General features: G+C 69.1%; 23 protein-coding genes. 13 read left to right on the forward strand and 10 right to left on the reverse strand.

The window, feature by feature from the left end; all coding sequences use genetic code 11:
- Positions 1-36: 36 nt before the first annotated feature.
- Positions 37-1,362: an MFS transporter gene (locus tag PKD06_RS11870; RefSeq protein ID WP_324380394.1), complete on the reverse strand. Its 1,326-nt coding sequence runs from the start codon at positions 1,360-1,362 to the stop codon at positions 37-39.
- A gap of 206 nt (positions 1,363-1,568) precedes the next feature.
- Between PKD06_RS11870 and PKD06_RS11875 the strand changes: the two genes are divergently transcribed.
- From PKD06_RS11875 to PKD06_RS11885, 3 genes are read left to right on the forward strand one after another with little or no spacing between them, the layout of a single operon-like run.
- A complete protein-coding gene (locus PKD06_RS11875; protein WP_324380395.1) occupies positions 1,569-2,234 on the forward strand; it encodes a response regulator transcription factor in 666 nt (221 codons plus the stop codon).
- A complete protein-coding gene (locus PKD06_RS11880) occupies positions 2,231-3,634 on the forward strand; it encodes a sensor histidine kinase (protein ID WP_324380396.1) in 1,404 nt (467 codons plus the stop codon). The genes PKD06_RS11875 and PKD06_RS11880 overlap by 4 nt, the downstream gene beginning before the upstream one ends.
- Positions 3,631-4,722, forward strand: a complete 1,092-nt coding sequence (locus PKD06_RS11885) for an ABC transporter substrate-binding protein (protein ID WP_324380397.1) — start codon at positions 3,631-3,633, stop codon at positions 4,720-4,722. The genes PKD06_RS11880 and PKD06_RS11885 overlap by 4 nt, the downstream gene beginning before the upstream one ends.
- A gap of 16 nt (positions 4,723-4,738) precedes the next feature.
- Here the strand turns inward: PKD06_RS11885 and PKD06_RS11890 are convergent, their stop codons facing one another.
- Positions 4,739-5,062 carry a DUF6522 family protein gene (locus PKD06_RS11890; protein ID WP_324380398.1) on the reverse strand — a complete coding sequence of 108 codons (324 nt, stop codon included), beginning with the start codon at positions 5,060-5,062 and terminating at the stop codon, positions 4,739-4,741.
- A gap of 227 nt (positions 5,063-5,289) precedes the next feature.
- Here PKD06_RS11890 and ctaD point away from each other — a divergent pair, with 227 nt between their 5' ends.
- On the forward strand, positions 5,290-6,900 hold the full coding sequence (ctaD, locus tag PKD06_RS11895) for a cytochrome c oxidase subunit I (protein WP_324380399.1): 1,611 nt from the start codon (positions 5,290-5,292) through the stop codon (positions 6,898-6,900).
- 51 nt (positions 6,901-6,951) lie between these two features.
- A complete protein-coding gene (gene metB, locus PKD06_RS11900; protein WP_324380400.1) occupies positions 6,952-8,121 on the forward strand; it encodes a cystathionine gamma-synthase in 1,170 nt (389 codons plus the stop codon).
- Here metB and PKD06_RS11905 read toward each other — a convergent pair whose 3' ends face one another.
- The 3 genes from PKD06_RS11905 to PKD06_RS11915 all read right to left on the reverse strand — a co-directional run bounded on the left by PKD06_RS11905 (position 8,122) and on the right by PKD06_RS11915 (position 10,625).
- On the reverse strand, positions 8,122-9,009 hold the full coding sequence (locus PKD06_RS11905; RefSeq protein ID WP_324380401.1) for an alpha/beta hydrolase: 888 nt from the start codon (positions 9,007-9,009) through the stop codon (positions 8,122-8,124).
- Positions 9,010-9,046: 37 nt separating this feature from the next.
- Positions 9,047-10,264, reverse strand: a complete 1,218-nt coding sequence (locus tag PKD06_RS11910) for an LL-diaminopimelate aminotransferase (RefSeq protein ID WP_324380416.1) — start codon at positions 10,262-10,264, stop codon at positions 9,047-9,049.
- A gap of 103 nt (positions 10,265-10,367) precedes the next feature.
- Positions 10,368-10,625: a hypothetical protein gene (locus tag PKD06_RS11915; protein ID WP_324380402.1), complete on the reverse strand. Its 258-nt coding sequence runs from the start codon at positions 10,623-10,625 to the stop codon at positions 10,368-10,370.
- A gap of 139 nt (positions 10,626-10,764) precedes the next feature.
- On the opposite strand from PKD06_RS11915, the gene phaC reads away from it, so the two are divergent.
- Positions 10,765-12,588 (forward strand): class I poly(R)-hydroxyalkanoic acid synthase, encoded by a 1,824-nt coding sequence (gene phaC / locus PKD06_RS11920; RefSeq protein ID WP_324380403.1) that lies wholly within the window; start codon positions 10,765-10,767, stop codon positions 12,586-12,588.
- 255 nt (positions 12,589-12,843) lie between these two features.
- Here the strand turns inward: phaC and PKD06_RS11925 are convergent, their stop codons facing one another.
- The gene (locus PKD06_RS11925) at positions 12,844-14,184 is read right to left on the reverse strand and encodes an outer membrane protein transport protein (RefSeq protein ID WP_324380404.1); all 1,341 of its coding nucleotides are present in this window, start codon (positions 14,182-14,184) and stop codon (positions 12,844-12,846) included.
- A 232-nt stretch (positions 14,185-14,416) separates the two neighbouring features.
- On the opposite strand from PKD06_RS11925, the gene PKD06_RS11930 reads away from it, so the two are divergent.
- The 4 genes from PKD06_RS11930 to metC all read left to right on the forward strand — a co-directional run bounded on the left by PKD06_RS11930 (position 14,417) and on the right by metC (position 18,199).
- Complete coding sequence (locus PKD06_RS11930; protein WP_324380405.1) at positions 14,417-15,265, forward strand: fumarylacetoacetate hydrolase family protein; 849 nt, start codon at positions 14,417-14,419, stop codon at positions 15,263-15,265.
- Between the two features lie 4 nt (positions 15,266-15,269).
- On the forward strand, positions 15,270-15,983 hold the full coding sequence (locus PKD06_RS11935; RefSeq protein ID WP_324380406.1) for an alanyl-tRNA editing protein: 714 nt from the start codon (positions 15,270-15,272) through the stop codon (positions 15,981-15,983).
- Positions 15,984-16,100: 117 nt separating this feature from the next.
- Positions 16,101-16,949, forward strand: a complete 849-nt coding sequence (sseA, locus tag PKD06_RS11940; RefSeq protein ID WP_324380407.1) for a 3-mercaptopyruvate sulfurtransferase — start codon at positions 16,101-16,103, stop codon at positions 16,947-16,949.
- A 65-nt stretch (positions 16,950-17,014) separates the two neighbouring features.
- Complete coding sequence (gene metC, locus PKD06_RS11945) at positions 17,015-18,199, forward strand: cystathionine beta-lyase (RefSeq protein WP_324380408.1); 1,185 nt, start codon at positions 17,015-17,017, stop codon at positions 18,197-18,199.
- Positions 18,200-18,215: 16 nt separating this feature from the next.
- Here metC and PKD06_RS11950 read toward each other — a convergent pair whose 3' ends face one another.
- The 3 genes from PKD06_RS11950 to carA form a co-directional block, all read right to left on the reverse strand.
- Positions 18,216-18,923: a class I SAM-dependent methyltransferase gene (locus tag PKD06_RS11950; protein WP_324380409.1), complete on the reverse strand. Its 708-nt coding sequence runs from the start codon at positions 18,921-18,923 to the stop codon at positions 18,216-18,218.
- A 22-nt stretch (positions 18,924-18,945) separates the two neighbouring features.
- On the reverse strand, positions 18,946-19,329 hold the full coding sequence (locus PKD06_RS11955; RefSeq protein WP_324380410.1) for a hypothetical protein: 384 nt from the start codon (positions 19,327-19,329) through the stop codon (positions 18,946-18,948).
- A 108-nt stretch (positions 19,330-19,437) separates the two neighbouring features.
- The gene (gene carA, locus PKD06_RS11960) at positions 19,438-20,649 is read right to left on the reverse strand and encodes a glutamine-hydrolyzing carbamoyl-phosphate synthase small subunit (RefSeq protein ID WP_324380411.1); all 1,212 of its coding nucleotides are present in this window, start codon (positions 20,647-20,649) and stop codon (positions 19,438-19,440) included.
- Positions 20,650-20,798: 149 nt separating this feature from the next.
- Here carA and PKD06_RS11965 point away from each other — a divergent pair, with 149 nt between their 5' ends.
- Positions 20,799-21,257, forward strand: coding sequence for a GatB/YqeY domain-containing protein (locus PKD06_RS11965; protein ID WP_324380412.1), 459 nt, complete (start codon positions 20,799-20,801; stop codon positions 21,255-21,257).
- Positions 21,258-21,260: 3 nt separating this feature from the next.
- Here PKD06_RS11965 and PKD06_RS11970 read toward each other — a convergent pair whose 3' ends face one another.
- Positions 21,261-21,620, reverse strand: a complete 360-nt coding sequence (locus PKD06_RS11970) for a hypothetical protein (RefSeq protein WP_324380413.1) — start codon at positions 21,618-21,620, stop codon at positions 21,261-21,263.
- 62 nt (positions 21,621-21,682) lie between these two features.
- On the opposite strand from PKD06_RS11970, the gene dnaG reads away from it, so the two are divergent.
- Together dnaG and PKD06_RS11980 are read left to right on the forward strand one after the other, a co-directional pair.
- Complete coding sequence (dnaG, locus tag PKD06_RS11975) at positions 21,683-23,545, forward strand: DNA primase (RefSeq protein ID WP_324380414.1); 1,863 nt, start codon at positions 21,683-21,685, stop codon at positions 23,543-23,545.
- Between the two features lie 217 nt (positions 23,546-23,762).
- Positions 23,763-25,245: sigma-70 family RNA polymerase sigma factor (locus PKD06_RS11980; RefSeq protein WP_324380415.1), on the forward strand; the 1,483-nt coding region annotated here is incomplete at its 3' end.

Genomic DNA, 25,245 nt, shown 5'->3' on the forward strand with positions numbered 1-25,245 from the left:
ATGCCGGCATGGTCCGGGCTGTTGCTGCCGCGTGCCCTATCGGGCCGGGGCTGCCGCGTCGCCGGCCTGCTTCTGCCGGGATTGCTCGCGCCCGATCCAGAGCACGAGGCATGCGCCGGTGGCGGTGAGGAAGCACAGCGGCAGAAGGGCGAGCGGGAAGCTCCCCGTCTGGTGGCGGAGCGTGCCGATGAGCGAGGTCACCGCGCCGGTGCCCAGATGCGCGAGCGTGTTGATCGCCGCGATGCCTGCCGCCGCCGAGGCGGGCGGCAGGATCTCCGTCGCCAGGGCGAAGAACGGCCCCTTGATCGCATAGTTGCCGAGCAGGACCAGCGAGAGCAGGAAGAGCGTCACCGAAAGCGAGCTGGTGGTGAGGGTGAGGGCGAAGCTCGTCGCCGTCAGCGCCAGCGGCAAGGCCGTGCTCCAGATCCGCTCGCCGCTCTTGTCGGCCCGCAGCCCCCAGAAGATCATGAAGACCGACGCGATGCCGAAGGGGATCATGTTGAGCAGCCCCGTCTGGACGTTGGTGAGGCCGAAGCTCTTGAGGATCTGCGGCATCCAGAGCGAGAGCGTGTTGCTGGTGGCGGAGCTGCCGGCATAGATCACCGCCAGGAGCCAGACGTGCTTGCTGGTGAGGACGGACCAGATCGAGCCGTGGCCCGAATGGCCGGCGGAGGCGGCCTGGCGCTCCATCTCGAGGCGCCCTTCGAGCCAGCCCTTCTGCTCCGGGGTCAGGAACTTGGCTTCCGCGGGCTTGCTCGGCAGCACAACCAGCGTCGCGATGCCGAGCAGGATGGCCGGGATCGCCTCGAGGATCAGCAGCCATTGCCAGCCGCGCAGGCTCCCCGCCCCGTCGAGCGTCAGCAGCGCCGCGGAGATGGGCGAGCCGAAGAAGCTCGAGAGCGGGATCGCGACCATGAACATGGCGACGATGCGGGCCCTGTACTTCTTGGGGAACCAGTAGGTCAGGTAGAGGATGACGCCGGGGAAGAAGCCGGCCTCCGCCGCGCCGAGGAGAAACCGGGCGATCGAGAAGGAGACCGCGCCCGTCACGAAGGCCGTGCCGACGCCGACGAGCCCCCAGGTGATCATGATCCGGGCGATCCAGAAGCGGGCGCCGACCTTCTCCAGGGCGAGGTTGCTCGGAACCTCGAAGATCACATAGGCGACGAAGAAGAGGCCGCTGCCGACGCCGAAGGCCGTCGCCGACAGGCCGAGGTCCTTGTTCATCGTGAGCGCGGCGAAGCCGACATTCACGCGATCGACATAGGCGATGAAGTAGCAGAGCACGAGGAAGGGAATGAGCCGAAGCCCCACCTTCCGCATCGTGGCCGCCTCCAGGGCGGCATTGTCCGGGGCTGTCATGGTCGTCCCTCCCTTGGGCGGCCGCTCGGGCGGTCGGTGTTCTTGGCGGGAGCGGGCCGGATTCGGGCCACGCTCCTTCTTGCCCCCTAGACCCCGAAACTGACGCCAACCTGTCTCCGCCGCCCCTTGGCGGGGAGAGGCGGCGGCTTTAGCCTTCCGGGCGGAAAGGCGAGAGACGGCGATGCGGCGGCCGGCCGGGGTGCTCCTTGCGAATCCTGCTCGTTGAAGACACGCTCGACATCGGTGAGGCGATCGCCGCGAGCCTCGGGCGGCTCGGCCATGCCGTCGACTGGGAGACGGACGGCCAGGTGGCCGACGACGTCCTGTCCGTGCAGGCTTACGACCTCGTGGTCCTGGATATCCTGCTCCCGAAGCTCGACGGCCTCGCCATCCTGAGGCATCTGCGCGAGCGCAACGACAAGACCCCGGTCCTGATGCTGACGGCCCGCACGGCGGTGGACGACCGGGTCTGCGCGCTCGATGTCGGCGCCGACGACTATATCGTGAAGCCCTTCGACTACCGGGAGCTGGAGGCGCGGGTGCGCGCGCTCCTGCGGCGGAGCGCGGGCGAGGCGACCGACCGGCTCTCCTGCGGCGATCTCACGATCGACCGGCGGGCCCGCGTCGTCTTCGTGGCGGGCCAGCCGGTGGACCTCACCCGGAGGGAGTTCACGCTGCTGGAGATCCTCGCGACCCGGCCCGGCCGGATCTTCGGCAAGGACGAGCTGGTCGACCGTCTCTTCGGTTTCGGGGACGCTCCGAGCCCCAACGCGGTCGAGCAATATGTCGCGCGGCTCCGCCGGAAGCTGGCCGGCGCGAAGGCGGAGATCAGGACCCTGCGCGGGCTGGGCTATCAGATGGTCGGCCCGTGACGGAGTGGCTGGCAGGGCGGCGGTCGCTGTACTGGCGCACGATCGCCATCCTGAGCGTCGTCATGGGGCTCGCGGCGGCGGCGCTCGCGACGGCCGCCCGCTACCACGCCCGCCGTGCCGCGGACGATGCCTATGACAGGCTTCTGATTGGCGCGGCGCTCCAGATGGCCGAGAGCCTGTCGGTCCATGACGGCGTGGTGGGGGTCGACCCTCCCTCCTCGGCCTTCGAGACGCTGGCCCTCGCTCCCCATGACAGCATCTTCTACAAGATCACCGATGCGGGCGGCGCGGTCCTGACCGGATATGCGGACCTGCCCGGAATCCGCGGCCGGCCCGTGCCCGTCCGGGCTTCTCCGGTGGTGGGAGACGGCCGCTATCTCGACATGCCGATCCGGCTCGCCGCGGTCGGCCGCTTCCTCACCGATGCCGCCGAGCCCGGCTGGGCGCAGGTGCTCGTCGCGCAGACGCGCCGGGCGCGCACCGCGCTTGCCGAAGATCTCGCCGCGAAGGCCCTCTGGCTGCTCGCGGCGATGATGGCGCTCGCCTTCCTGGGGGTGCTTCTCGCCGTGCGGCTGGCCCTGGCGCCGCTGCGGGCCATCGAGCGCACGCTCCAGGGGCGCGATCCGAAGGACCTTGCGCCGCTGGAGGTGGAGACGCCGCAGGAGATCGCGACGCTCGTCGGCGCCATCAACTTCTTCATGGACCGCCTGTCCCGCCGCATCCGCCTCATGGAGCGCTTCATCGCGGATGCCGCCCATCAGATCCGCACCCCGCTGACGGCCCTCGCCTCGCAGGTGGACATGCTCGCCAATGCCGACGAGGCTCATCGCGGGCAGCACGAGCGGCGCGTGCGGGAGCGGACGGCCCAGCTCGGCCGCCTGACGAACCAGCTCCTCAACCACGCCATGGTCATCCACCGGGCGGAGGCCGCTCCGGTGACGCGGGTCGACCTCTCCCGCCTGGCGCGCGACGTCCTTCTGAATGCGGTCCCGGCCTCGCTCGACCGCGACGTGGCGATCGGGCTGGACGCCCCGCCCGGCCCGATCTTCGTGCGGGGCGACGAGGTCAGCCTGCGCGAGGCGCTCTCCAACCTGCTTCACAACGCGCTCGCGCACGGCGCCCGCTCCGCGCTGGAGGTCGAGCTGTCGGTCGAGGGTACGCAGGCAAGGGTGGCGGTCGTCGATGACGGTCCCGGCATCCCCGAGGCCGAGTGGGAAAAGGCGAAGCAGCCTTTCTCCTCGAAGAGCGAGAAGGGATCCGGCCTCGGCCTCGCGATCGTGAACGACGTGGTGCGCGCCCATGGCGGGAGCCTCGATCTCGAGCGCCGCCCGCTCGGCTTCGCCGTCGTCATCTGCCTGCCGCTCGCCGATCCGCGATCTGTCTCCGAGGTGAGGCCATGAGGGCCGGTCTCTTTCGCTTCGCCGTGGCCGGGCTCGCGCTTCATCTCGCCGGCGCCCCCCTGCAGGCGGACACGACGCTCTTTCCGGCGAAGGAGGCGGGCGCGCCGGGCGGGACCCTGCGCCTCCATGCGGCCACCGATCTCGAGGCGATGAAGCCGCTGATCGAGGATTTCCAGTCGCTGCGCCCGGATGTCGCCATCGAATATGCGGAGGACCAGACCGTCGATCTCTTCGCCCGCGCCCAGGCAGAATGCAGAGGGAAATCCAGCTCCGCCGATCTCCTGATGTCCTCCTCGACCGACCAGCTCGTCCGGCTCGCCAATGACGGCTGCGCCATGGCGGCGCCGGCTTCCGTCGTCTCGACGCTGCCCCGCTGGACGCATTGGCGCGAGGAGGTCTTCGGCTTCACCTTCGAACCCGGCGTGATCGTCTACAACCGGGACATCGTTCCCCCGAAGGACATCAAGCGGACCCGCGCCGGGCTGATCGACCTCCTGCGGGCGAGGCCGGACGCCTATTCCGGGCGGGTCGGCATCTACGACATCGAGAGGTCGGGCATCGGCTATCTGTTCGCGCTCCACGATGCGCGCGCCACCACCGTCTATGGCCGGCTGCTGGAGGCCCTGGCGCGCCTGCACGTCTCCACGAGCTGCTGCACGGCCGATCTTCTGGCCGATCTCGCCGCCGGCCGCCTCGCCATCGGCTACAACCTGCTCGGCTCCTATGCCGTCGCGGCTCTTCGCAAGGGGGCGCCGCTCGCGATCGTCGTCCCGCGCGACTTCACCGTGGTTCTCAGCCGCGCCGCCCTCGTTCCCCGCCATGCCGCCAATCCCGGCGCGGCCTTCGCCTTCCTGGCCTATCTGCTCTCCGCCCGTGGGCAGTCCCAGGCGGCCGAAGCCTCCTTCTTCTTCAGCTTCGACGGCCCGCTGCCGGCCGGGGTGGACGGGCCGGCGACGCTCACCTCCTCCGCTCTCCTCAGGCCGATCGAGGTCGGGGCCGAGGCGATGTTCGTCCAGGACCGGGCCAAGCGGCGCCATTTCATCGCCGAATGGCACCGCTCGCTGCGGGACGTGCCCGGGCCGCCGTGAGGGGCGCCCTGGTCTCTCAGCCGCCGGATCGCCGCGCGGCGGGCGGGAGCGGCTGGTCGCCGAAATCGATCAGGCCGCGGCGGAAGATGCGGCCGCGCTCGTCCACCATGAGCCGCAGGCGGCGATTGCCGTGGAAGAAGGTGAGCCGGTAGCTGCCCGCATCCTCGTCGAGCCCCTTCTCGCAGAGGCTCGTGATCTCGCCCGCCCGCAGGAGCGCCGGCACCGTCTCCGCCGGGACGCCGAGCCCCGGGGCGATCGCCTCGGCGGCGATATGGAACGCGCCGTCCAGGAACTCGACCTCCGCCGGCGAGGCGGGAGGAATGGCATTCATCGGCGTCATGACGGCAACCTCGCGAAGGGCAGGTCGCCGATACGGATCGCCTCATGGACGGTCAGGCGCACGGCGCCCTCCTTTAAAGATGCATCATCTATATTGCTTTTCGGTGGCGAGGGCATAAGATGCATTTTTGACGCATGTTCAGAGCGGGGAGCGCCCCGCCTTCCCTACGCTCGGCGCACAAGGCGAGACGGTCCCGGCATTCGAGCGGAACTCGGGAGGCCGGACAAATGGACCACGTCCTGGAGGAGGGAAGGCACGAGCACGGGCATGTCCCGACCTTCTGGCGCCGCTGGCTCTTCTCGACCAATCACAAGGATATCGGGACCCTCTATCTCCTGTTCTCGTTCTTCGCCGGCCTTCTCGGGGCGAGCTTCTCGATCCTGATGCGCATGGAGCTTCAGGAGCCCGGCCTCCAGATCTTCTCCAACCCGCAGGCCTACAACGTCATCGTGACCGGCCACGGCCTGATCATGATCTTCTTCGTCCTGATGCCGGCCCAGATCGGCGGCTTCGGCAACTGGTTCGTGCCGCTGATGATCGGCGCGCCGGACATGGCCTTCCCGCGCCTCAACAACATTTCATTCTGGCTCCTCGTCGCGGCTTTCGGGCTGTTTCTGATCTCGCTCTTCTTCGAGGGCGCGCCGGGCGCCGACGGCTTCGGGGGCGGCTGGACGGTCTATCCGCCGCTCGCGGTTTCGGGCCATCCGGGACCCGCGCTCGATTTCGGCATCCTGGCGCTGCACCTCGCCGGCATCTCCTCGATCCTCGGCGCGATCAACTTCATCACCACGATCCTGAACATGCGCGCCCCCGGCATGACGATGCACAAGATGCCGCTCTTCGCCTGGGCGATGCTGGTCACGGCCTTCATGCTGCTGATCACGCTGCCGGTGCTGGCCGGCGCCATCACCATGCTGCTGACGGACCGCAATTTCGGCACCACCTTCTTCGACCCGGCCGGCGGCGGCGACCCGGTGCTCTACCAGCACCTCTTCTGGTTCTTCGGCCATCCCGAAGTCTACATCATGATCCTGCCGGCCTTCGGCATCGTCAGCCACATCATCTCGACCTTCTCGAAGAAGCCGATCTTCGGCTATCTCGGCATGGCCTATGCGATGGTGGCGATCGGCGTCGTCGGCACGGTCGTGTGGGCGCACCACATGTTCACGGTCGGGCTCTCGCTCCAGACGCAGGCTTATTTCGTCTTCGCCAGCATGGTCATTGCCGTGCCGACGGGCGTGAAGATCTTCTCGTGGCTCGCGACCATGTGGGGCGGCTCGATCCGCTTCACCGCGCCGATGCAATGGGCGCTCGGCTTCATCATGCTGTTCACGATCGGCGGCGTGACGGGCGTCGTCCTGGCCAATGCCGGCATCGACCGCTACATGCACGACACCTATTACGTCGTGGCGCATTTCCACTACGTGCTGTCGCTCGGCGCCGTCTTCATGATCTTCGGTGGCGTCTACTACTGGTTCCCGAAGATCACCGGCTATGTGATCCGGGAGAAGTTCGGCATCATCCACTTCTGGATCTCGTTCATCGGGGCGAACATCCTCTTCTTCCCGCAGCATTTCCTCGGCCTCGCGGGCATGCCGCGGCGCTATGCCGATTACCCGGACGCCTTCGCGGGCTGGAACTTCGTTTCCTCTCTCGGCGCCTACCTGTTCGCCTCGGGCCTTGTCGTCTTCGTCTGGGGCGTCGTCGACGCCTTCATCCGCAAGGAGAGGGCGGCCGACAATCCCTGGGGCGAGGGCGCGACGACGCTCGAATGGACTTTGTCCTCGCCCCCGCCCTTCCATCAATTCTCCGAGCTGCCGGTCATCGCGGAGCGTTGAACTCCTCGGGCAGATGCGCCAGAGCAGTCGCTTCAAATCGCGACTGAGATCATGACGACGAACAAGGCACCGGAAACCATCGCGGCGAGCAACGGCATCGGGAGCGACACCGCTTTCGGCGCCGTCACGCCTCCCCTCTACCTGTCGACGACTTTCACCTTCGACGGGTTCGAGGGGAAGCGCCGCTTCGACTATTCGCGCACCGACAATCCCTCCCGCGCGCTCCTCGCGGAGACGCTCGCCAAGCTGGAAGGGGGCGCGGGGGCTGTAGTTGTCTCCTCCGGGATGGCGGCGGTCGATCTCGTCCTGTCCCTCCTGCGTCCGGACGATACGGTGATCGTTCCGCACGATTGCTACGGCGGCACGCGCCGCCTCCTGGCCGAGCGGCATGCCCGCTCGCATCTGCGGGCGATCTTCGTCGACCAGGGGGACGAGGCGGCCCTCGCGGCGGCTTTCGCCGAGAAACCCGCGCTCGTCCTCGTCGAGAGCCCGAGCAATCCCCTGATGCGCATCGTCGACCTCGCCGCCATGTCGCGGCGCGCGAAGGCGGTGGGGGCGCGGCTCGCGGTGGACAGCACCTTCCTGTCTCCCGCCCTCCAGCAGCCGATCGCGCACGGGGCCGATTTCGTCATCCACTCGACCACCAAATACCTCAACGGCCATTCCGACGTGGTCGGCGGGGCGGTGATCGCGGCGCGGGAGGAGGATGTCGTCGAACTCGCGGCCTGGGCCAATATCGTGGGCGTGACCAGCTCCCCCTTCGACGCCCATCTGACCTTGCGCGGCGTGCGGACCCTCTTTCCCCGGATGGAGCGCCAGCAGGCCACCGCCGGGGCGATCGCCGCATTCCTCGCCCGGCATCCGGCGGTCGCGGCAGTGCATTATCCGGGATTGCCCTCCCATCCCGGCCATGCGCTGGCGCGGGCCCAGCAGAAGGGGTTCGGGGCGATGCTCAGCTTCGAGTTGCGGGGCGGCGTCGGGGCGGTGCGCCGGGTCGTGGGCGCCGTGCGGATCTTCAACCTGGCCGAGTCGCTCGGCGGGGTGGAAAGCCTCATCGCCCATCCGACGACGATGACCCATGCGGCGATGACGCCCGAGGAGCGCCGCGAGGCCGGCATCGGCGAGGGCCTGCTGCGCCTCTCGGTCGGGCTCGAGGCCGAGGCGGACCTGATCGGCGACCTGGATCAGGCCCTGGACGGGCTGGAGCGGGCCGCGGCCTGATCAGCCGCGGAAGAAGCCCTCGAACGCCGCCAGGACCTCGTCCGGCGCCTCTTCGGCGAGGTAATGGCCGGAGGCGACCGGATGGCCGAGCACCTCGGCAGAGGAATAGGCGCGCCACAGGGCAGGCGGATCGTACCAGCCGCCGATCTTTCCCTTGGCGCCCCACAAAGCCAGGAGGGGGCAGCGCAGCTTGCGGCCGGCGGCGCGGCTCTCCCGGTCGTGGACGAGGTCGATCGTCGCGGCGGCGCGGTAATCCTCGCACATGCCGGTGATCGCGGCCGGATCGTGCGCCGCCGCGAGGTAGTCGGCCAGCGCCTCGGGATGGAAGAAGCCCGGCGGCTTGGGCTCGCGCGAGGTATGGGCGCCCCACCAGATCTCGGGCGCGGCGTTGATCAGGTTCTCGGGGAAAGGGTGGGGCTGGGCCAGCCAGAACCAGTGATAATAGCCCAGCGCGAAGGCCATGTCCGTCCGCTCGAAATGCTCGAGGGTCGGCACGATGTCGAGCACGGCGAGCCGCTCGACTCTGTCCGGGTGATCGAGGGCGAGCCGGTGCGCCACGCGCGCGCCCCGGTCGTGGCTGCCGACCTGGAAGCGCTCATGGCCGAGCCGCGTCATCAGCTCGGCAAGCTCGGCCGCCATCCGCGTCTTGGCGTAGGGCGCGTGGTCGGCGCTGGCCGCCGGCTTGTGGGAGCCGCCATAGCCGCGCAGGTCCGGGCAGATGACCGAGAAGCGCCGGGCGAGCCGCGGCGCCACGAGATGCCACATCGCATGCGTCTGCGGATTGCCGTGCAGCAGCAGGAGCGGAGGCCCGCTTCCGCCCCGGCGCAGCCGGACCGGGCCTTCGGAGAGCTGGAGGGTTTCGAGCGTGAAGCCGTCGAAGAAGCCCATCGATCCCTCCGGTCAGCGGGGGCGGCGAATCGGTGCGCTATCCGGCCTTCGCCATCGGCACGACGTTGTGGAGGGTCCGCTCGGCATTGTCGAAGAACTTGCGGATGCCGCGGGCGGCCTGCCGGATGCGCTGCTCGTTCTCGACCAGGGCGACGCGCACGAAATCGTCGCCGTGCTCGCCGAAGCCGATGCCGGGGGCGACCGCGACATCCGCCTTCTCGATCAGCAGCTTCGAGAAGGCGAGCGAGCCGAGCGGCTTGAAGCGCTCGGGGATCGGCACCCAGGCGAACATCGAGGCGGAGGGGGAGGGGATCTGCCAGCCGGCCTTGCCGAAGCTCTCGACGAGCACGTCCCGGCGCTTCCTGTAGGTCCGGCGCATCTCCTCGATGCAATCCTGCGGGCCGTTCAGCGCCGCCGTCGCCGCGACCTGAACCGGCGTGAAGGCGCCGTAGTCGAGATAGGACTTCACCCGCGCCAAGGCCGCGAGGAGCCGCTCGTTGCCGACCGCGAAGCCCATCCGCCAGCCCGCCATGGAGAAGGTCTTCGACATGGAGGTGAACTCGACCGCGACATCCATCGCGCCCGGCACCTGGAGGAGCGAGGGCGGCGGCGCGCCGTCGAAATAGACTTCCGAATAGGCGAGGTCCGACAGGACGATCAGCTCGTGCTTCTTCGCGAAGGCGACGAGGTCGCGGTAGAAATCGAGATCGGCCACGTAGGCGGTCGGGTTCGCGGGATAGCAGACGACCACCGCGATGGGCTTGGGGATCGAATGCACGACCGCGCGCTCGAGGTGGGCGAAGAAGGCGGGCGTGGGCTCGGCCGGGACGGAGCGGATCGTGCCGCCCGCCATCAGGAAGCCGAAGGCGTGGATGGGATAGGAAGGGTTCGGCACGAGCACGACGTCGCCGGGCGCCGTGATGGCCTGCGCCATGTTGGCGAAGCCCTCCTTGGAGCCGAGCGTGGCGACGACCTGCGTGTCCGGGTTCAGCTTCACGCCGAAGCGGCGCGCGTAATAGGCGGCCTGGGCGCGCCGCAGGCCGCCGATGCCCTTGGAGGCGGAATAGCGGTCGGTCCGCGGCTTGCCCGCCGTCTCGCAGAGCTTGGCGACGACATGGGGCGGGGCCGCGAGATCGGGATTGCCCATGCCGAGATCGACGATGTCGGCGCCCCCGGCCCGGGCCTTGGCCTTGGCGCGGTTGACCTCCTCGAAGACATAGGGAGGAAGGCGCTTGATGCGGTGGAACTCGTCCATGGGGCTCATGGTCCTGGCACTTCGATCTGAGGGGGCCGCCGGGGCTCTAGCACCTTGCGGTCCGGTTGTCTTTTGCCGAAGGCGGCCCTGCGGCCGTCCGGCGCTACTGGGCGGCCCGGCGGCCTTCGAGGTCCGATTCGGCGCTCTTCACTTCCTGCGGCGTTTTCACCCGGTAGGCACGCTTCGGCGCCGAGGTGCCGACCGGGATATAGTCCATGTCCGTCCGGCGCGTGCGGGAGACGAAGTCGGGCGGCGGCTTGGGCTCGCCGCCCGTCACGCCCGCCGCCACGGCCAGGTCCCGGGCGGGATTGCCCGCGCAGCCGCCCAGCGCGACAGCGACGACGAGGGAAAGGCAAAGCATAGCGGAGGCGGAAGGCGGCATCGGAAACCTTGAGCGCCGGGCCACGCCCGGCAAATGTTCTCTCCCGTGACAATATGGCCGGGGCATGGTCAAGATATCGTTTGGGTGAGCCCGCAGAGGTCCGGCGAGGGAGCGAGCGATGGGCGAGACGCGTTCGAAGGACGCCGAATCCAAGGGAGGGGTGCCCGGTCCCGACTTCGAGGCCATGGCGCGCAACATGGCGCAATATGTGGAGGCGGCCCAGAAGGCCAATGCGGCCTTCCTGCGTCCCTACCAGGAGCGCGACAAGACCCCCGGCCTCAACGACGAGATGGCCGACATGCTCAAGACCATCGGGACGGTGGCCGAGAGCTGGATGACCGATCCGAAAAAAGCCTTCGACGCGCAGATGCGCCTCGGCATGCGCTATCTCGACCTGTGGTCGAGCGCGATGCGGCGCATGCAGGGCGAGGCGGAGGCGCCGGCCGCGGCGGACAAGCGCTTCGCCGATCCCGAATGGTCCCGCAATCCGGGCTTCGATTTCCTGAAGGAGGCTTATCTCGCCACCTCCCATTGGGCGGACGCCATGGTGCACGAGGCGCAGGGCCTCGACCCGCATACCCGCGCCAAGGCCGCCTTCTATGTCCGGCAGATCACCTCCGCCCTGTCCCCCTCGAACTTCGTGGCGACGAATCCCGAATTGCTGCGCGAGACGATCCGCGAGAACGGCGCGAATCTCGTGCGCGGGATGCAGATGCTGGCGGAGGATGTCGAGGCGGGCGGCGGCGAGCTGAGGATCCGCCAGTCGGATTACGCGAAGTTCAAGGTCGGGGAGAACATCGCCGTCACGCCCGGAAAGGTGGTTTTCCGCAACGACCTGATCGAGCTTCTGCAATATTCCCCGGCGACCGAGACGGTGCTGAAGCGCCCGCTCCTGATCGTGCCGCCCTGGATCAACAAGTTCTACATCCTCGACCTCAACCCGCAGAAGAGCTTCATCGCCTGGTGCGTCGCGCAGGGGCTGACGGTCTTCTGCATCTCCTGGGTCAATCCCGACGAGCGCCAGGCCGGGAAGGGCTTCGAGGACTACATGAAGGAGGGCGTCCTCGCCGCCCTCGGCGCGGTCGAGAAGGCGACGGGCGAGCGCAAGGTCGGCGCGATCGGCTATTGCGTGGGCGGCACGATGCTCGCGGCGACGCTCGCCTATCTGGCGGCCAAGGGCGACGACCGCATCGAGAGCGCGACCTTCTTCACGACCCAGGTCGACTTCACCCATGCGGGCGATCTCAAGGTCTTCATCGACGAGGCGCAGGTCGAGGCGGTCGAGGCGATCATGAAGACGCGCGGCTATCTCGAAGGCGCGCGCATGGCTCAGGCCTTCAACATGCTGCGGCCGAACGACCTGATCTGGCCCTATGTGGTGAACGTCTATCTCAAGGGGCAGGCACCGTTCCCCTTCGACCTTCTCTACTGGAACTCGGATGCGACCCGGCTGCCGGCCGCGAACCATTCCTATTACCTGCGCAACTGCTATCTCGAGAACAAGCTCGCCCGGGGCGAGATGGTCCTGGACGAGACCCGCCTCGATCTCGGCCAGGTGAAGATCCCGGTCTTCAGCCTCGCGACGCGCGAGGACCATATCGCTCCCGCCAAGTCGGTCCATCTCGGCTGCAAGAAGTTCGGCGGGCCGGTCGACTACGTGGTGGCGGGGTCGGGACATATCGCGGGCGTCGTGAACCCGCCCTCGAAGGCGAAATACGGTTTCCGCACCGGCTCGCTCGACCCCGAGGAATCCTTCGAGGATTGGCTGGGCCGGGCCCAGCAGCACGAGGGGTCCTGGTGGCCCTATTGGTTCCGGTGGATCGAGAGCCAGGCGCCCGAGCGCGTGGCGGCGGATGCGCCCGGTGCCGGCCGCGTCCCAGGCTCGGGCGGCCTGCCGGCGCTCGGCGAGGCGCCCGGCACCTATGTGCTGGTGAAGTCGTAGCGCGCAGGGCGCCCCCTCCACCGGGCTTCGCATCGTCCTCCTTCCCCGTTTCACCAGGGCGATCGCAGATGGCGTTGGCTTGCAGGGCATGCCCTCGGGCTCCGACCCGAGGGTCGAGTCGGCGTCAGCCGACCGGGCGAGGGGCGGGCACCCGGCAGTGGCGCGTGTCCCTTGCTCCTCATCCGGTCGCTCGGACGAGCAACTCGACTTCTCCCCATTTTCGACGGGGAGAAGCGGGAGTGGCTGCCCTCGCGATCAGTACTTGGCAACGACCGCCGCGGGGGCCGGGCGGGCCGGATCGTCCCAGCGGTAGCGCAGGGCGGCGCTGACGATGTCGACCTGGCCCTTGGTGACGGCGTTGAAGGGAAGGCCGGCGTAGTCGGGATCGCCCGGATTGATGCGGATGGGGCCGTTCTTCACGAAGACATGCGAATAGGCGAGGTCGATGGTGATCTTGTCGCTGAAGCGGTAGCTGGCGCCGATCGAGGCCCAGACGCGGTTCGCATCGGGCACGGCCACCGAGCGGACCGAGTCCGAGATCGGCGACCATTCATAGGCGAGGCCGGCGCGGAAGGTCCATTGCGGGCTCCAGTCATATTCCCCGCCGACCGAGAGGAAATGGCCGTCCTTGTAGCGCAGCGAGAGATTGTTGATCGGGCCGAGGAGGGGGCCGCCATAGGCGACCTGGGCGATCGTGCCGATCCGGCTCCAATTGGCGAATTCGTAGCCGATATTGACCCGGAAATCCGGCGTGACGGCCTGGGTCAGGCCGATGGTGAGGAGGTCGGGCGTGTTGAGGCTCGAGCGGATGAGGACCTTGTTGCCCGGCAGCGGGATGGTCGGGCTGATGATGCTGCCCTTGAGGCCGTGGCTGATGGAGGAGCGATAGCCGATGCCGATGACGGTCCCGTCCATGGGCGTGATCGTCGCGCCCAGCGTGTAGCCGACGCCGACATCGTCGCCGCGCAGGGTCGCGCTCGGCGCGTTGGGCAGCACCGCCGTCTGGAGCGGCGCGCCGGCGAAGGGCGCGGACCGGCGCAGCTTCACGTCGATATATTCGATGGCCGGCCCGGCGGCGACGGACAGCCAGTCGGTGACCTTGATGCCGACGATCGGATTGAAATTGGCCGAGAAGATCTTCGAGGTCCGGCCATAGACCTGTCCGGCCCAGGAATAGTTCGGCTTGGTCACGAGCCCGAAGGGGGCGTTCATGGTCATGCCGAGCCAGACCGTGTCGCTGAGCTGGTAGGAGAAGGAACTTGCCGGAACGGCGCCGAACTCGCCGAGCTGGCCGGACGGGCCGAAGGCGTAGGTCGGCGTCCCGGGTCCGGGATAGGGCGTGATCTTCGCGTCGAGATTGATCAGGGAGACGGAGCTGTAGCTCTGGAAGCCCGGATTCATCGTGATGGTGGCCGGGTTCCAGTACATGGAGGACAGCCCGCCCGAGCCCGAGGCCACGCCCGCGAAGGACATGCCCTGGCCCGTCGCGCCCTGCTCGTGCAGGGCGAAGCCGCCGGCCCATGCCGCGGAGGAGGCGCCGAGCGCGGCGGCGGAAAGGCCTGCCAGGATCAGCGACCGGGCCGGTCTCTTCTTCATCGATCCCCCCGAAGGTGCTTCATTCACCCGATTTGCGGCAGTCTGCCTCCCGATTCTCGTCCGCCACAATATCGCCAAGGTCACATCGGGCCTCGCGGAGAGACGAATCCGGCGGAAATCCGAGCTTGGATCGGGCCCGTTGCGGGGAAGCCACAGCGTCCGGCGCGGAAGCGGACTTGCGATGCCCGGCCGGATCGGCTCAAGACAGGGCGTGCTCCCAGGGAGGAAGACGATGAGGCTGGTGCGTTACGGTCAGGCGGGGGAGGAGAAGCCCGGCATTGTCGACAAGGCCGGGGCGATTCGCGACCTTTCCGCGACCGTCAGGGACATCGACGGCGCCTTCCTCGCGGCGGGCGGGCTCGCCGAGGTAGCGAAGCTCGATCTCGAATTGCTGCCCAAGGTGGCGGAGGGCACGCGCCTCGGCGCGCCGGTCTCGCGCGTGCGCAACTTCATCGCGGTCGGCCTCAACTATGCCGATCACGCGGCCGAGACGGGCTCGCCGATTCCGGCCGAGCCGATCCTCTTCAACAAGGCCCCCTCCTGCATCGTGGGCCCGAACGACGACGTCGTGATCCCCAAGGGCTCCCGGAAGTCGGACTGGGAGGTCGAGCTTGCCATCGTGATCGGGAAGAAGGCGAGCTACGTCCATGCCAACGACGCGCTGGATTATGTCGCCGGCTTCTGCGTCTGCAACGACGTGTCCGAGCGCGAATGGCAGATCGAGCGCGGCGGCCAGTGGATGAAGGGCAAGGGCTGCCCGACCTTCGGGCCGCTCGGCCCCTGGCTCGTCACGCCCGACGAGATCTCGGACGTGCAGGATCTGGGCATGTGGCTCGAGGTGAACGGCGAGCGCGTGCAGAACGGCTCGACCCGGACCATGATCTTCGACGTGCGCAAGATCGTCTCCTACACCTCGCATTTCATGCTGCTCGAGCCCGGCGACGTCATCACGACGGGCACGCCCCCCGGCGTCGGCCTCGGCTTCAAGCCGCCGCGGTTCCTGAAGGCCGGCGACACCATGGCGCTCGGCATCGACGGGCTCGGCGAGCAGCGCCAGAAGGTCGTGGCCTATCCGGGGTGAGGCGATGACCGAGCCGCTGTTCCGCGAGGACGCCTATCTCAGGGAATGCGAGGCGGTGGTCGCGGCGGTCACGCCCGAGGGCGGGATCGTGCTCGACCGCACGGTTCTCTACGCCCAGGGCGGGGGCCAGCCCGGCGACGCCGGCACCATCCTGCGCCGGGACGGCAGCGAAATCGCGATCGCGGGCGCCGTCTACGGGCCGGACCGCGCGGCCATCGTGCACGTCCCGGCGAACGCGGCCGAGCCGCGCCCCGAGCCCGGTGAGCCGGTGAGCGTCCGGCTCGACTGGGAGAAGCGCTGGCCGCGCATGCGCATCCACACCGCCTTGCATCTCCTCAGCGTCGTCCTGCCCTATCCGGTCACGGGCGGGGCGATCGGCGAGGGGGAGGGGCGGCTCGATTTCGACATTCGCGAGGCCGGGCTCGACAAGGCCGACCTCACGGAGAAGCTCCAGGCCCTCGTCGCCCGCGACGCGGCGGTCTCGACGCGCTGGATCACCGACGAGGAGCTGGATGCCAATCCGGGCCTCGTCAAGACGATGTCCGTCCAGCCGCCGCGGGGCTCCGGCCGCGTGCGGCTGGTGGAGATCGAGGGGATCGATCTCCAGCCCTGCGGCGGCACCCATGTCGCGCGCACAAGCGAGATCGGGGCGGTCGCCGTCACGGAGATCGAGAAGAAGGGCAAGCAGAACCGGCGCGTGCGGATCAGGCTCGGCTGAGGCGTTGCCGCCTGCTCCACCCTCCCCACCGCAAGCGGGGGGAGGGTGGCCAGGCCCCGGCTTGACGCTGCGGCCTCGATGTCGGAACGCAGCGCGCATCGGCAACAGGGATCGCACATGAGCAAGATCGACCTGGTCACTCCGGCCTGGCTCTTCGAGCGCCTCGGCGATCCGAGCATCGTCGTCCTCGACGGCTCCTACTACCTGCCGGCCGCGAACCGCGATGCCGATGCCGAGTTCCGCGCGGCCCACATCCCCGGCGCGATCCGGTTCGATATCGACGCCGTCAAGGACAGGACCTCGCCGCTGCCGCACATGCTGCCCGAGCCCGACGAATTCGCTGCCGCGGTCGGGCAGATGGGCATTTCCGACGAGCATATGGTGGTCGCCTATGACGGGGCCGGCATCTTCGCCTCCCCGCGCGTCGCCTGGACCTTCCGCACCTTCGGCGCGCGGCAGGTCGCCGTGCTCGACGGCGGCTTTCCCGCCTGGCGCGCCGCCGGCTATCCGGTCGAGGCCGGCGAGCCGGATCCCCGCGAGACGGCGCAGTTCCTGGCGGAATACGACGAGGAGGCCGTTCTCTCCCTCGCCGATCTGCGCGAGGTGCTGGCGACCGGCTCCGCCCAGGTCCTCGACGCCCGCTCGGCCGCCCGCTTCTCCGCTGAAGAGCCGGAGCCCCGTCCGGGCATGCGCTCGGGCCATATGCCGGGCGCCCTCAACCTGCATTACGGCGCCCTGGTCAAGGACGGCCGCCTCGCCGAGCCCGAGGCGATCGAGGCGGCGATGAGGGCGGCGGGGGTGGACCCTTCCCGGCCTCTCGTGACCACCTGCGGCTCGGGGGTGACGGCGGCGATCCTGCTCCTCGCCATCGAGCGCACCGGCCGCCCGGCGCCCGCGCTCTATGACGGCTCATGGGCCGAATGGGGCTCGCGGCAGGATACCGAGGTCGTCGCCGGGCCCGCTTGACCGGAGCGGCGCGGGCGGGACAACAAGGCGCCCGTCCGGTCGGCGCCGCAGGAACCACCTTTCGAATGCCCCAGAAGCCTTCCAGCCATCTCGGCCGCTACGGCGAGCGCACGCGGCTCGTCCATGCCGGGCGCGATCCCTTCGACCAGTACGGCTTCGTCAACACGCCGATCTATCGCGGCTCGACCGTCCTCTATCCGAACACGGACGATTTCCTGCACCGGCGCGCGCCCTTCACCTACGGCACGCACGGCACGCCCACGATCCGCTCGTTGGAGCGGGCCTGGAGCGACCTCGCCGGGGCGGAGACGACCGTGCTGACTCCTTCTGGGCTCGCCGCCGTCACCATCGCGCTCATGAGCGCGGTGAAGGCGGGCGACCACATCCTCGTCACCGATTCGGTCTATCGGCCGACCCGCATCTTCTGCGACGGCATGCTCAAGCGCTTCGGCGTCGAGACCACCTACTACGATCCGCTCGTCGGGGCGGGCATCGCCGATCTGATGCGGCCGAGCACGAGCGTCGTCTTCACCGAGGCGCCGGGCTCCCAGACCTTCGAGATGCAGGATATCCCCGCCATCGCCGAGGCGGCGCATGCGCGCGGCGCCTGCGTGATGATGGACAATACCTGGGCGACGCCGCTCTTCTTCCCGCCCCATGCGCGCGGCGTCGACATCTGCATCGAGGCCGGTACGAAATATCTCTCCGGCGGCTCGGATCTCCTGCTCGGCCTCACCTCCGCCAATGCGGATTGGGCGAAGCGCCTGCGCGCCACCTTCGACGCCTTCGCCATGTGCGCGGGGCCGGAGGACGTCTTCCTCGGCCTCAGGGGCCTGCGCACCATGGCCTTGCGGCTGCGCGAGCACGAGAAGCAGGGACTCGACATGGCGCGCTGGCTGGCGGGGCGGCCCGAGGTCTCGCGCGTCCTCCATCCGGCTCTGGAGACCGATCCCGGCCATGCCGTCTGGAAGCGCGACTTCACCGGCGCCTCGGGCCTCTTCACGGTGATCCTGAAGCATGCGAGCCCCGCCGCCCTGGCCGCGATGCTCGACGGACTCGAGCTGTTCGGGATGGGGGCCTCCTGGGGCGGGTTCGAGAGCCTTGTCCTGCCCTTCGACCCGGTCTCCTACCGCACCGCGACGCGCTGGGAAGCCGAGGGGCCGGCCTTGCGCTTTCATATCGGGCTCGAGGATCTCGAGGATCTCAAGCGCGACCTCGATGCGGGATTCGCGCGCCTGCGGGCGGGGTGAGCCACCGCCCCGCCCGTCAGACGGGGTTCGCCACGAAGGTCATGCGCGTCTGGTCGTGGCCGAGATTCCTCTCGGCGCGCCTGCCCTCGAAGCCGCGGTCGCGGAGGAGGGCGAGCATTTCCGGCTCGTCGTAGCGGGCCGGCGCTTCCTCTTCCCGATGCTCGGCCCGGCCGGACAGGACGTCGCGGGCGAGGCTCGCAAGGGCGGCGGCCAGGAACCCGCCGGACCCGGCGAAGCGCAGCAAGGCGGCGGCTTCGGCGAGGGGGTTCGTCTCGTGTGGGACGACCCCGGCGAGGACGAGGCGGCCGTCCTCTCTCAGCTTCGAATGCCAGAGGCCGAGCAACTCGTCCAATTCCTCCATCGGGATATGGGTGAGGAGCGAGGTGACCGCGACGAGATCGAGTTCGTGATCGGGCAGGGCCTCGGCATCCTCGGGCGCGATCACCGCGATCTTCGGCTCGGCCGCGAAGCGGGCGGCGAGGCGTGTGCGCTGATTGGGAGACCCCTCGCAAAGATAGAGCTTGGCGCAACGCGCTGCGAGGCGGTCTGCGCAGAGAGCCTCGCCGCAGCCGTAATCGAGCATGACCGCGTTCTCGCGCGGCAGATAGGCCGCGAGGTCGCGTGCGATGCCGGCGAAATGCAGCGTCCTGTGCCGATCGTTGATATAGATCGGCACATCCGCGGGGCGATGCCCTTCCGCGGGGCGGTCCTCGCGCCAACTCATCCGGGCGAACGGTCCCCGCGGCTCAGGAGGCGACCAGGATCGCGGCGACGCCGCGCTGGACCGACATCACGAAGACGAGAAGGACGGCCAGCGCCGCAACCCCGAATTCGACCGCCGGGTGACGCGCGATCGCGGCGCGGCGGAAGACGTCGGCGCCGAGATAGACCGTCACCCAGCCGACCGCGAGGAGCATCGGCAGGCCGAAAAGGAAGGCGGGGGTGCTCTCGGGCCGGGCTGCCGGATCGATCAGGCCGCGCAGGTTGCGCGTCCACGGCGCCTGCGTCGCGGCGAAGGCCGCGAAGGCCCAGGCGAAGATCACCGCCATGGCGAAATGGCGGACGAAGTGGCCGTGCAGCCGCCCGAACGCATCGGGACCAGCCTCGCGCCGAACCGCCTCGCGTATCATCTCGGAAAACCTCCATCCTGCGGGGCCTGTTTGCCTCTGCAGCCGCCATAAAGCCGTTAACGCTGGCGCCGGTGAGGCGCGAATCGGGCAATTTCGACGCGGGCGGAACTATTTTGCCGCATTCGCGTTGCGGTGCTCCATCAGGCCGATGAAGCGGTCGAACAAATAGTGGCTGTCGCGCGGCCCGGGCGACGCCTCCGGGTGGTACTGGACCGAGAAGGCCGGGCGGTCCTTCAGGGCGATGCCGCAATTGGTGCCGTCGAAGAGCGAGACATGCGTCTGCTCGGCATAGTCGGGCAGGCTCGCGGGATCGACGGCGAAGCCGTGATTCATCGAGACGATCTCGACCTTCCCCGTGGTGTTGTCGCGCACGGGATGGTTCGCCCCATGATGGCCCTGGCGCATCTTCACGGTCTTGGCGCCGAGGGCGAGGCTCATGAGCTGGTGGCCGAGGCAGATGCCGAAGGTCGGCAGCTTCTTCTCCAGCAATTCGCGGATGACGGGGACGGCATAGGCGCCGGTCGCGGCCGGGTCGCCCGGGCCGTTCGAGAGGAAGATGCCGTCCGGCTCGAGCGCGAGGATCTCGGCGGCGGTCGTCGTCGCGGGGACGACGGTGACGCGGCAGCCGGCCTCGGTGAGAAGGCGCAGGATGTTGCGCTTCACGCCGTAATCGATGGCGACGACGTGGAAGCGCGAGCCGTCCGGCTTGCCGTAGCCGCGGCCGAGTTGCCAGGCGGTCTCGGTCCAGCCGCCCTGGTGGTCGCGGGTGACCATGGGGACGAGGTCGAGGCCCTCCATCGCGGGCAGGCCCGCCGCCTCGGCCTTCAGCGCCTCGAGGTCGAAGAGGCCCGCCGGGTCATGCGCGATCACGGCATTGGGCATGCCCTTCTCGCGAATGAGCGCCGTGAGGGCGCGGGTATCTACCCCGGCAATGCCGATGAGCCCGCGGGCGCGCAGCCACGAATCGAGCGAGCGCGTCGCGCGCCAGCTCGCGGGCTCTGTGATCGTCGCGGCGAGGACGACGCCGCGCACCCCCTCCGCCTCGTCGATCTCGACCGTCTCGACATCCTCCTCGTTCGTGCCGACATTGCCGATATGCGGGAAGGTGAAGGTGACGATCTGGCCGGCATAGGAGGGATCGGTCAGGATTTCCTGGTAGCCCGTCATCGAGGTGTTGAAGCAGACCTCGCCGGACGCCTCGCCGACGGCGCCGATGCCGGCGCCCTCGATGACCGTCCCGTCCTGGAGGACGAGGAGAGCCGTCGGCCGCGGCTCGACCCAGCCGCCCGCATCCGCGTGGGGCGTCTTCTGTTGCGACATGGCGATGATCCGGGTTAAGCGCGCCGGGCCGCGTCTCGCGGTCCGTCCTGCACGCCGGCTTTCACGCCGCGGTATCTAGGAGCGCGGCCGGCGCGCGTCAACGAAACCGGCGTCCGGGACGTGGGACACAGCACATCGGGGATCGGGACATGGCTCTGCGCGAGCGTTTCACGGACGAGCTGAAGGCCGCGATGAAAAGCGGCGAGAAGACCAAGGTCGCCGCCATCCGGCTGATCCAGGCCGCGCTCAAGGATCGCGACATCGAAGCGCGCGGCGCCGACAAGGGCCCGCTCGGCGAGGACGAGATCCTCGGGCTTCTCCAGAAGATGCTGAAGCAGCGCCAGGAATCCATCGCGATCTACGACCAGAACGCACGTCCCGAGCTGGCCGATGCGGAACGGGCGGAGGTCGCGGTCATCGAGGGCTTCATGCCGCGCCAGCTTGGCGAGGAGGAGATGAAGGCCGCGATCGAGGCGGCCATCGCCGCGACGGGCGCGGCTTCCATGAAGGACATGGGCAAGGTCGTGGCAGCCCTGCGTGCAGAACATGCCGGGCGCATGGATTTCGGCAAGGCGAGCGCCCTGGTGAAGGCGCGCCTCTCCGCCTGAGGCTCAGGAGCAGGAATGGCGCGCTGCCTGGATCTCGACGATCCGGCCGCGCGCATCCTCGGTCCAGTCGATGCGGGTGACCGAAAAGCAGGGAAGGTTGGGCGGCGCCTCGACGGCGGAGAAGCGCCGCGCAGCCGGGTCCGCGATCAGCTCGAATCCCTCGGCGGCGAGCCGCGCGCGGAGCGGCGCGGCCGGGGAGCCGGGCGGATGGGCGAGGGCGAGTCGCGCCTTGAACTCCGCATCCCCCCGGACGGATTGGGCCATCGGCGGATAGGAGGGCGCGCAGGCCGCCGCCGGGAGGAGCAGCACGAGGGCGAGGGCGGCCCGCCTGTGGAAAGTGGGCGCGAGACGGGATAGATTCATCGTTCGTTCCGTGATCCTCCGGGGGCGAGCCCGTGCTCCCATACCAGCCTTGAAGCCGCCCCGTGCGCTATCCGCCTCACATCCTCGAGGAAATCCGCGCCCGGCTGCCGGTCTCGGCCGTGGTCGGGCGCAAGGTGCGGCTGAAGAAGGCCGGGCGGGAATGGCGCGGCCTCTCGCCCTTCAATGCCGAGAAGACGCCTTCCTTCTACGCCAACGACCAGAAGCAGCGCTATTTCGATTTCTCGGCCGGCAAGGACGGCGACATCTTCAATTTCCTGATGGAGACGGAGGGGCTCTCCTTCCCGGAGGCGGTCGAGCGGCTCGCCGCCGAGGCGGGGGTCGAATTGCCGCGCACGACGCCCGAGGCGGTTGAGCAGGAAAACCGCCGCCGCTCGCTCGGCGAGGTCATGGATCTCGCCGCCGCCTTCTTCGAGGCGAATCTCCAGAAGAATGCCGGCCGGGGCGCGCGCGACTATCTGGCGCGCCGCGAAATCGGGGAGGAGATGCAGGCCGGCTTCCGGCTCGGCTACGCGACGGCCGAGCGCTTCGCGCTGCGCGACCATCTCGCCGGCAAGGACGTGAGCGCGGAGGCGATGATCGAGGCCGGCCTCCTCGTCGCGGGCGAGGAGGTCGCGGTGCCCTATGACCGCTTCCGCGACCGCATCATGTTCCCGATCGAGGATGCGCGGGGCCGCGTCGTCGCCTTCGGCGGCCGGGCGATGAGCGCCGAGGTGCCGGCGAAATACCTGAACTCTCCGGAGACGCCGCTCTTCAGCAAGGGGCGGCTCCTCTACAACCACCATCGCGCCCGCGCCGCCGCGCGCGAGACCGGCACCGTCGTCGCGGTGGAGGGCTATGTCGACGTGATCGCGCTGGCCCAGGCCGGCATCCGCCATGCGGTCGCCCCGCTCGGCACGGCGCTGACGGAGGACCAGCTCGCTCTCCTCTGGCGCATGGCGGACGAGCCGATCCTCTGCTTCGACGGCGATTCGGCGGGATTGCGGGCCGCGGGTCGCGCCATGGCGCTCGCCCTTCCGCACCTGTCGCCCGGAAAGACGCTGCGCTTCGCGACGCTGCCGCCGGGGCAGGACCCCGACGACCTCGCCCGCAGGGGCGGCCGGGCGGCGGTCGAGGCGGTGCTTGCGGGCGCGCGTCCGCTGGTGGAGATGCTCTGGAGCCAGGGCTGGGAGGGCGCCCGCGCCGATACGCCCGAGCGCAAGGCGGCGGTGGCGGCCCGGCTGCGCGAGGCCGTGGCGACCATCCGCGACGAGACCCTGCGGCGCTTCTATCGCGACGAGATCGAGGAGCGGCTGAGAAGCCGGGGCCGGGCCGGGTCGGGGCGCGGGAATGGCGGTGCGTGGCGTCCGCAGGGGCGGTCCGAGGGGCCTGCGACCGGCTATCTTGGCCGGCCCGTCGCCGTGAGCCCCGCCGTCGCGCGCTTCGCCGCGCAGAGCGCGGCGCCCCCCCGCGAGGCGCTGATCGTGACGGCGCTCCTCGCCCATCCCGAATTGCTGCACGGCGATCCCGATGCCGTCGCCACCCTCGACTTCGTCGATCCGCAGGCGCAGGCCCTGCGCGGGCTCCTGGTCGAATCGGTTCTCCACGGCGAGCCGGCCGAGTCCTCGATCCTCGCCGCGCGGGCCGAGCGGGCGGGGCTGGCCCCGGCGATCGAGCGCCTGCGGAGCCGCGTCCGCGCCGGGGACCGCTGGATGCTGGAGGCGGCTGCCGATCCGCTCCGCCTGGAAGGGGCGCTGGGACAGGCCCTGACCTTGCAAAGAAAGGCGAGAACGCTACATAGCGAGATGCAGGCCGCCGAAAGGGCTTTTGCCGAGGATCCGAGCGAGGCGACGCTGATCTGGCTTCGTCAGGTCAGGGAGGAGTTGCTTTCGCTCGAAGGGCAGGATGCCGAGCCGGGCCGGACCTGAGGCCGAACGGCCACACTTCCTTCGGATCGACCGGAGCGGCGCCGGTTCGAGACGGCGCATGAGCATGGTTAACGGTTGATCGACCGCGATCGCCGATTAAGGGATTGAGGCGAACAGGGTGGCAGGCCGCAAGGGCCTCGCTGCCCCGAACCTATTTGACGGCGTGAGCGCCAGGACCGGAACCGGTCGGGCCCGGCGCCGGTTGAGGGCAGGGCGTATGGCGACCAAGACGACCGAACGCGACGAAGGCGAAGCGACGGCCGAGACCACGACCGACGGGCCGCTTCTGGACCTGTCCGACCAGGGCGTGCGCCGGATGATTCGCGCCGCCAAGAAGCGCGGCTACGTCACCGTGGAGGAACTGAACGAGGTCCTCCCTTCCGACCAGGTCGATCCCGACAAGATCGAGGACATCATGTCGATGCTCTCGGAGATGGGAATCAACCTCGTCGAATCGGAAGAGGCCGAGGACCGCCAGAAGGAAGAGAATTCCGAGGAGGAGGAGGCCGAGTCGACCGAGGTGGCGGAGGCCGCCCCGGCCCGCGCCGTCGCGCTCCGGCCCGAGGCCCCCGCGCGGGAGCCGGCCGACCGCACGGACGATCCGGTCCGCATGTATCTGCGCGAGATGGGCTCGGTCGAGCTGCTCTCGCGCGAGGGCGAGATCGCCATCGCCAAGCGCATCGAGGCCGGCCGCGAGGCGATGATCGCGGGGCTCTGCGAGAGCCCGCTGACCTTCCAGGCCATCATCATCTGGCGCGACGAGCTGGAGGAGGGCCGCGTCCTCCTGCGCGACATCATCGACCTCGAGGCGACCTATGCCGGGCCGGACGGCAAGAACGCCCCCGAATCGGAGGGCGAGGGCGAAGGGGAGGCCGAGCCCGAGGCCGCCGCGCTGCCGGAAGGCGGCGAGGGCGACGAGGAGGACATGGAGAACAACGTCTCGCTCTCGGCCATGGAGGCCGAGATCAAGCCGCGCGTGCTCGAGACGTTCAACAACATCGCCGAGAACTACAAGAAGCTGCGCCGCCTCCAGGTCGAGCACGTGGAGCAGCGCCTCCAGAACCGGCAGCTCAGCCCGGCCCAGGACCGCAAGCACAAGAAGCTGAAGGACGACGTCATCATCGACGTGAAGTCCCTCTCGCTCAACGGCAACCGGATCGAGGCGCTGGTCGAGCAGCTCTACGACATCAACAAGAAGCTGATCTCGCACGAGGGCCGGCTGATGCGCCTCGCCGAGAGCCACGGCGTGCCGCGCGACCAGTTCCTCCAGCACTACCAGGGGGCCGAGCTCGACCCGAAATGGGTGCTGCGCGTCTCCAAGCTCGGCGGCCGGGGCTGGCGCGAATTCGTCGCGAACGGCAAGGACCAGATCCACAATCTGCGCGAGCAGATCCACACGCTGGCGAGCGAGACGGGCCTGGAGATCCAGGAATTCCGCAAGATCGTCCACATGGTCCAGAAGGGCGAGCGCGAGGCCCGTCAGGCCAAGAAGGAGATGATCGAGGCCAATTTGCGCCTCGTGATCTCGATCGCCAAGAAATACACGAACCGCGGCCTGCAGTTCCTGGACCTGATCCAGGAGGGCAATATCGGCCTCATGAAGGCGGTCGACAAGTTCGAATACCGGCGCGGCTACAAGTTCTCGACCTATGCGACCTGGTGGATCCGGCAGGCGATCACCCGCTCGATCGCCGACCAGG

It is taken from the genome of Enterovirga sp., assembly GCF_035325185.1.
Classification (GTDB): Bacteria; Pseudomonadota; Alphaproteobacteria; order Rhizobiales; family Beijerinckiaceae; genus Enterovirga.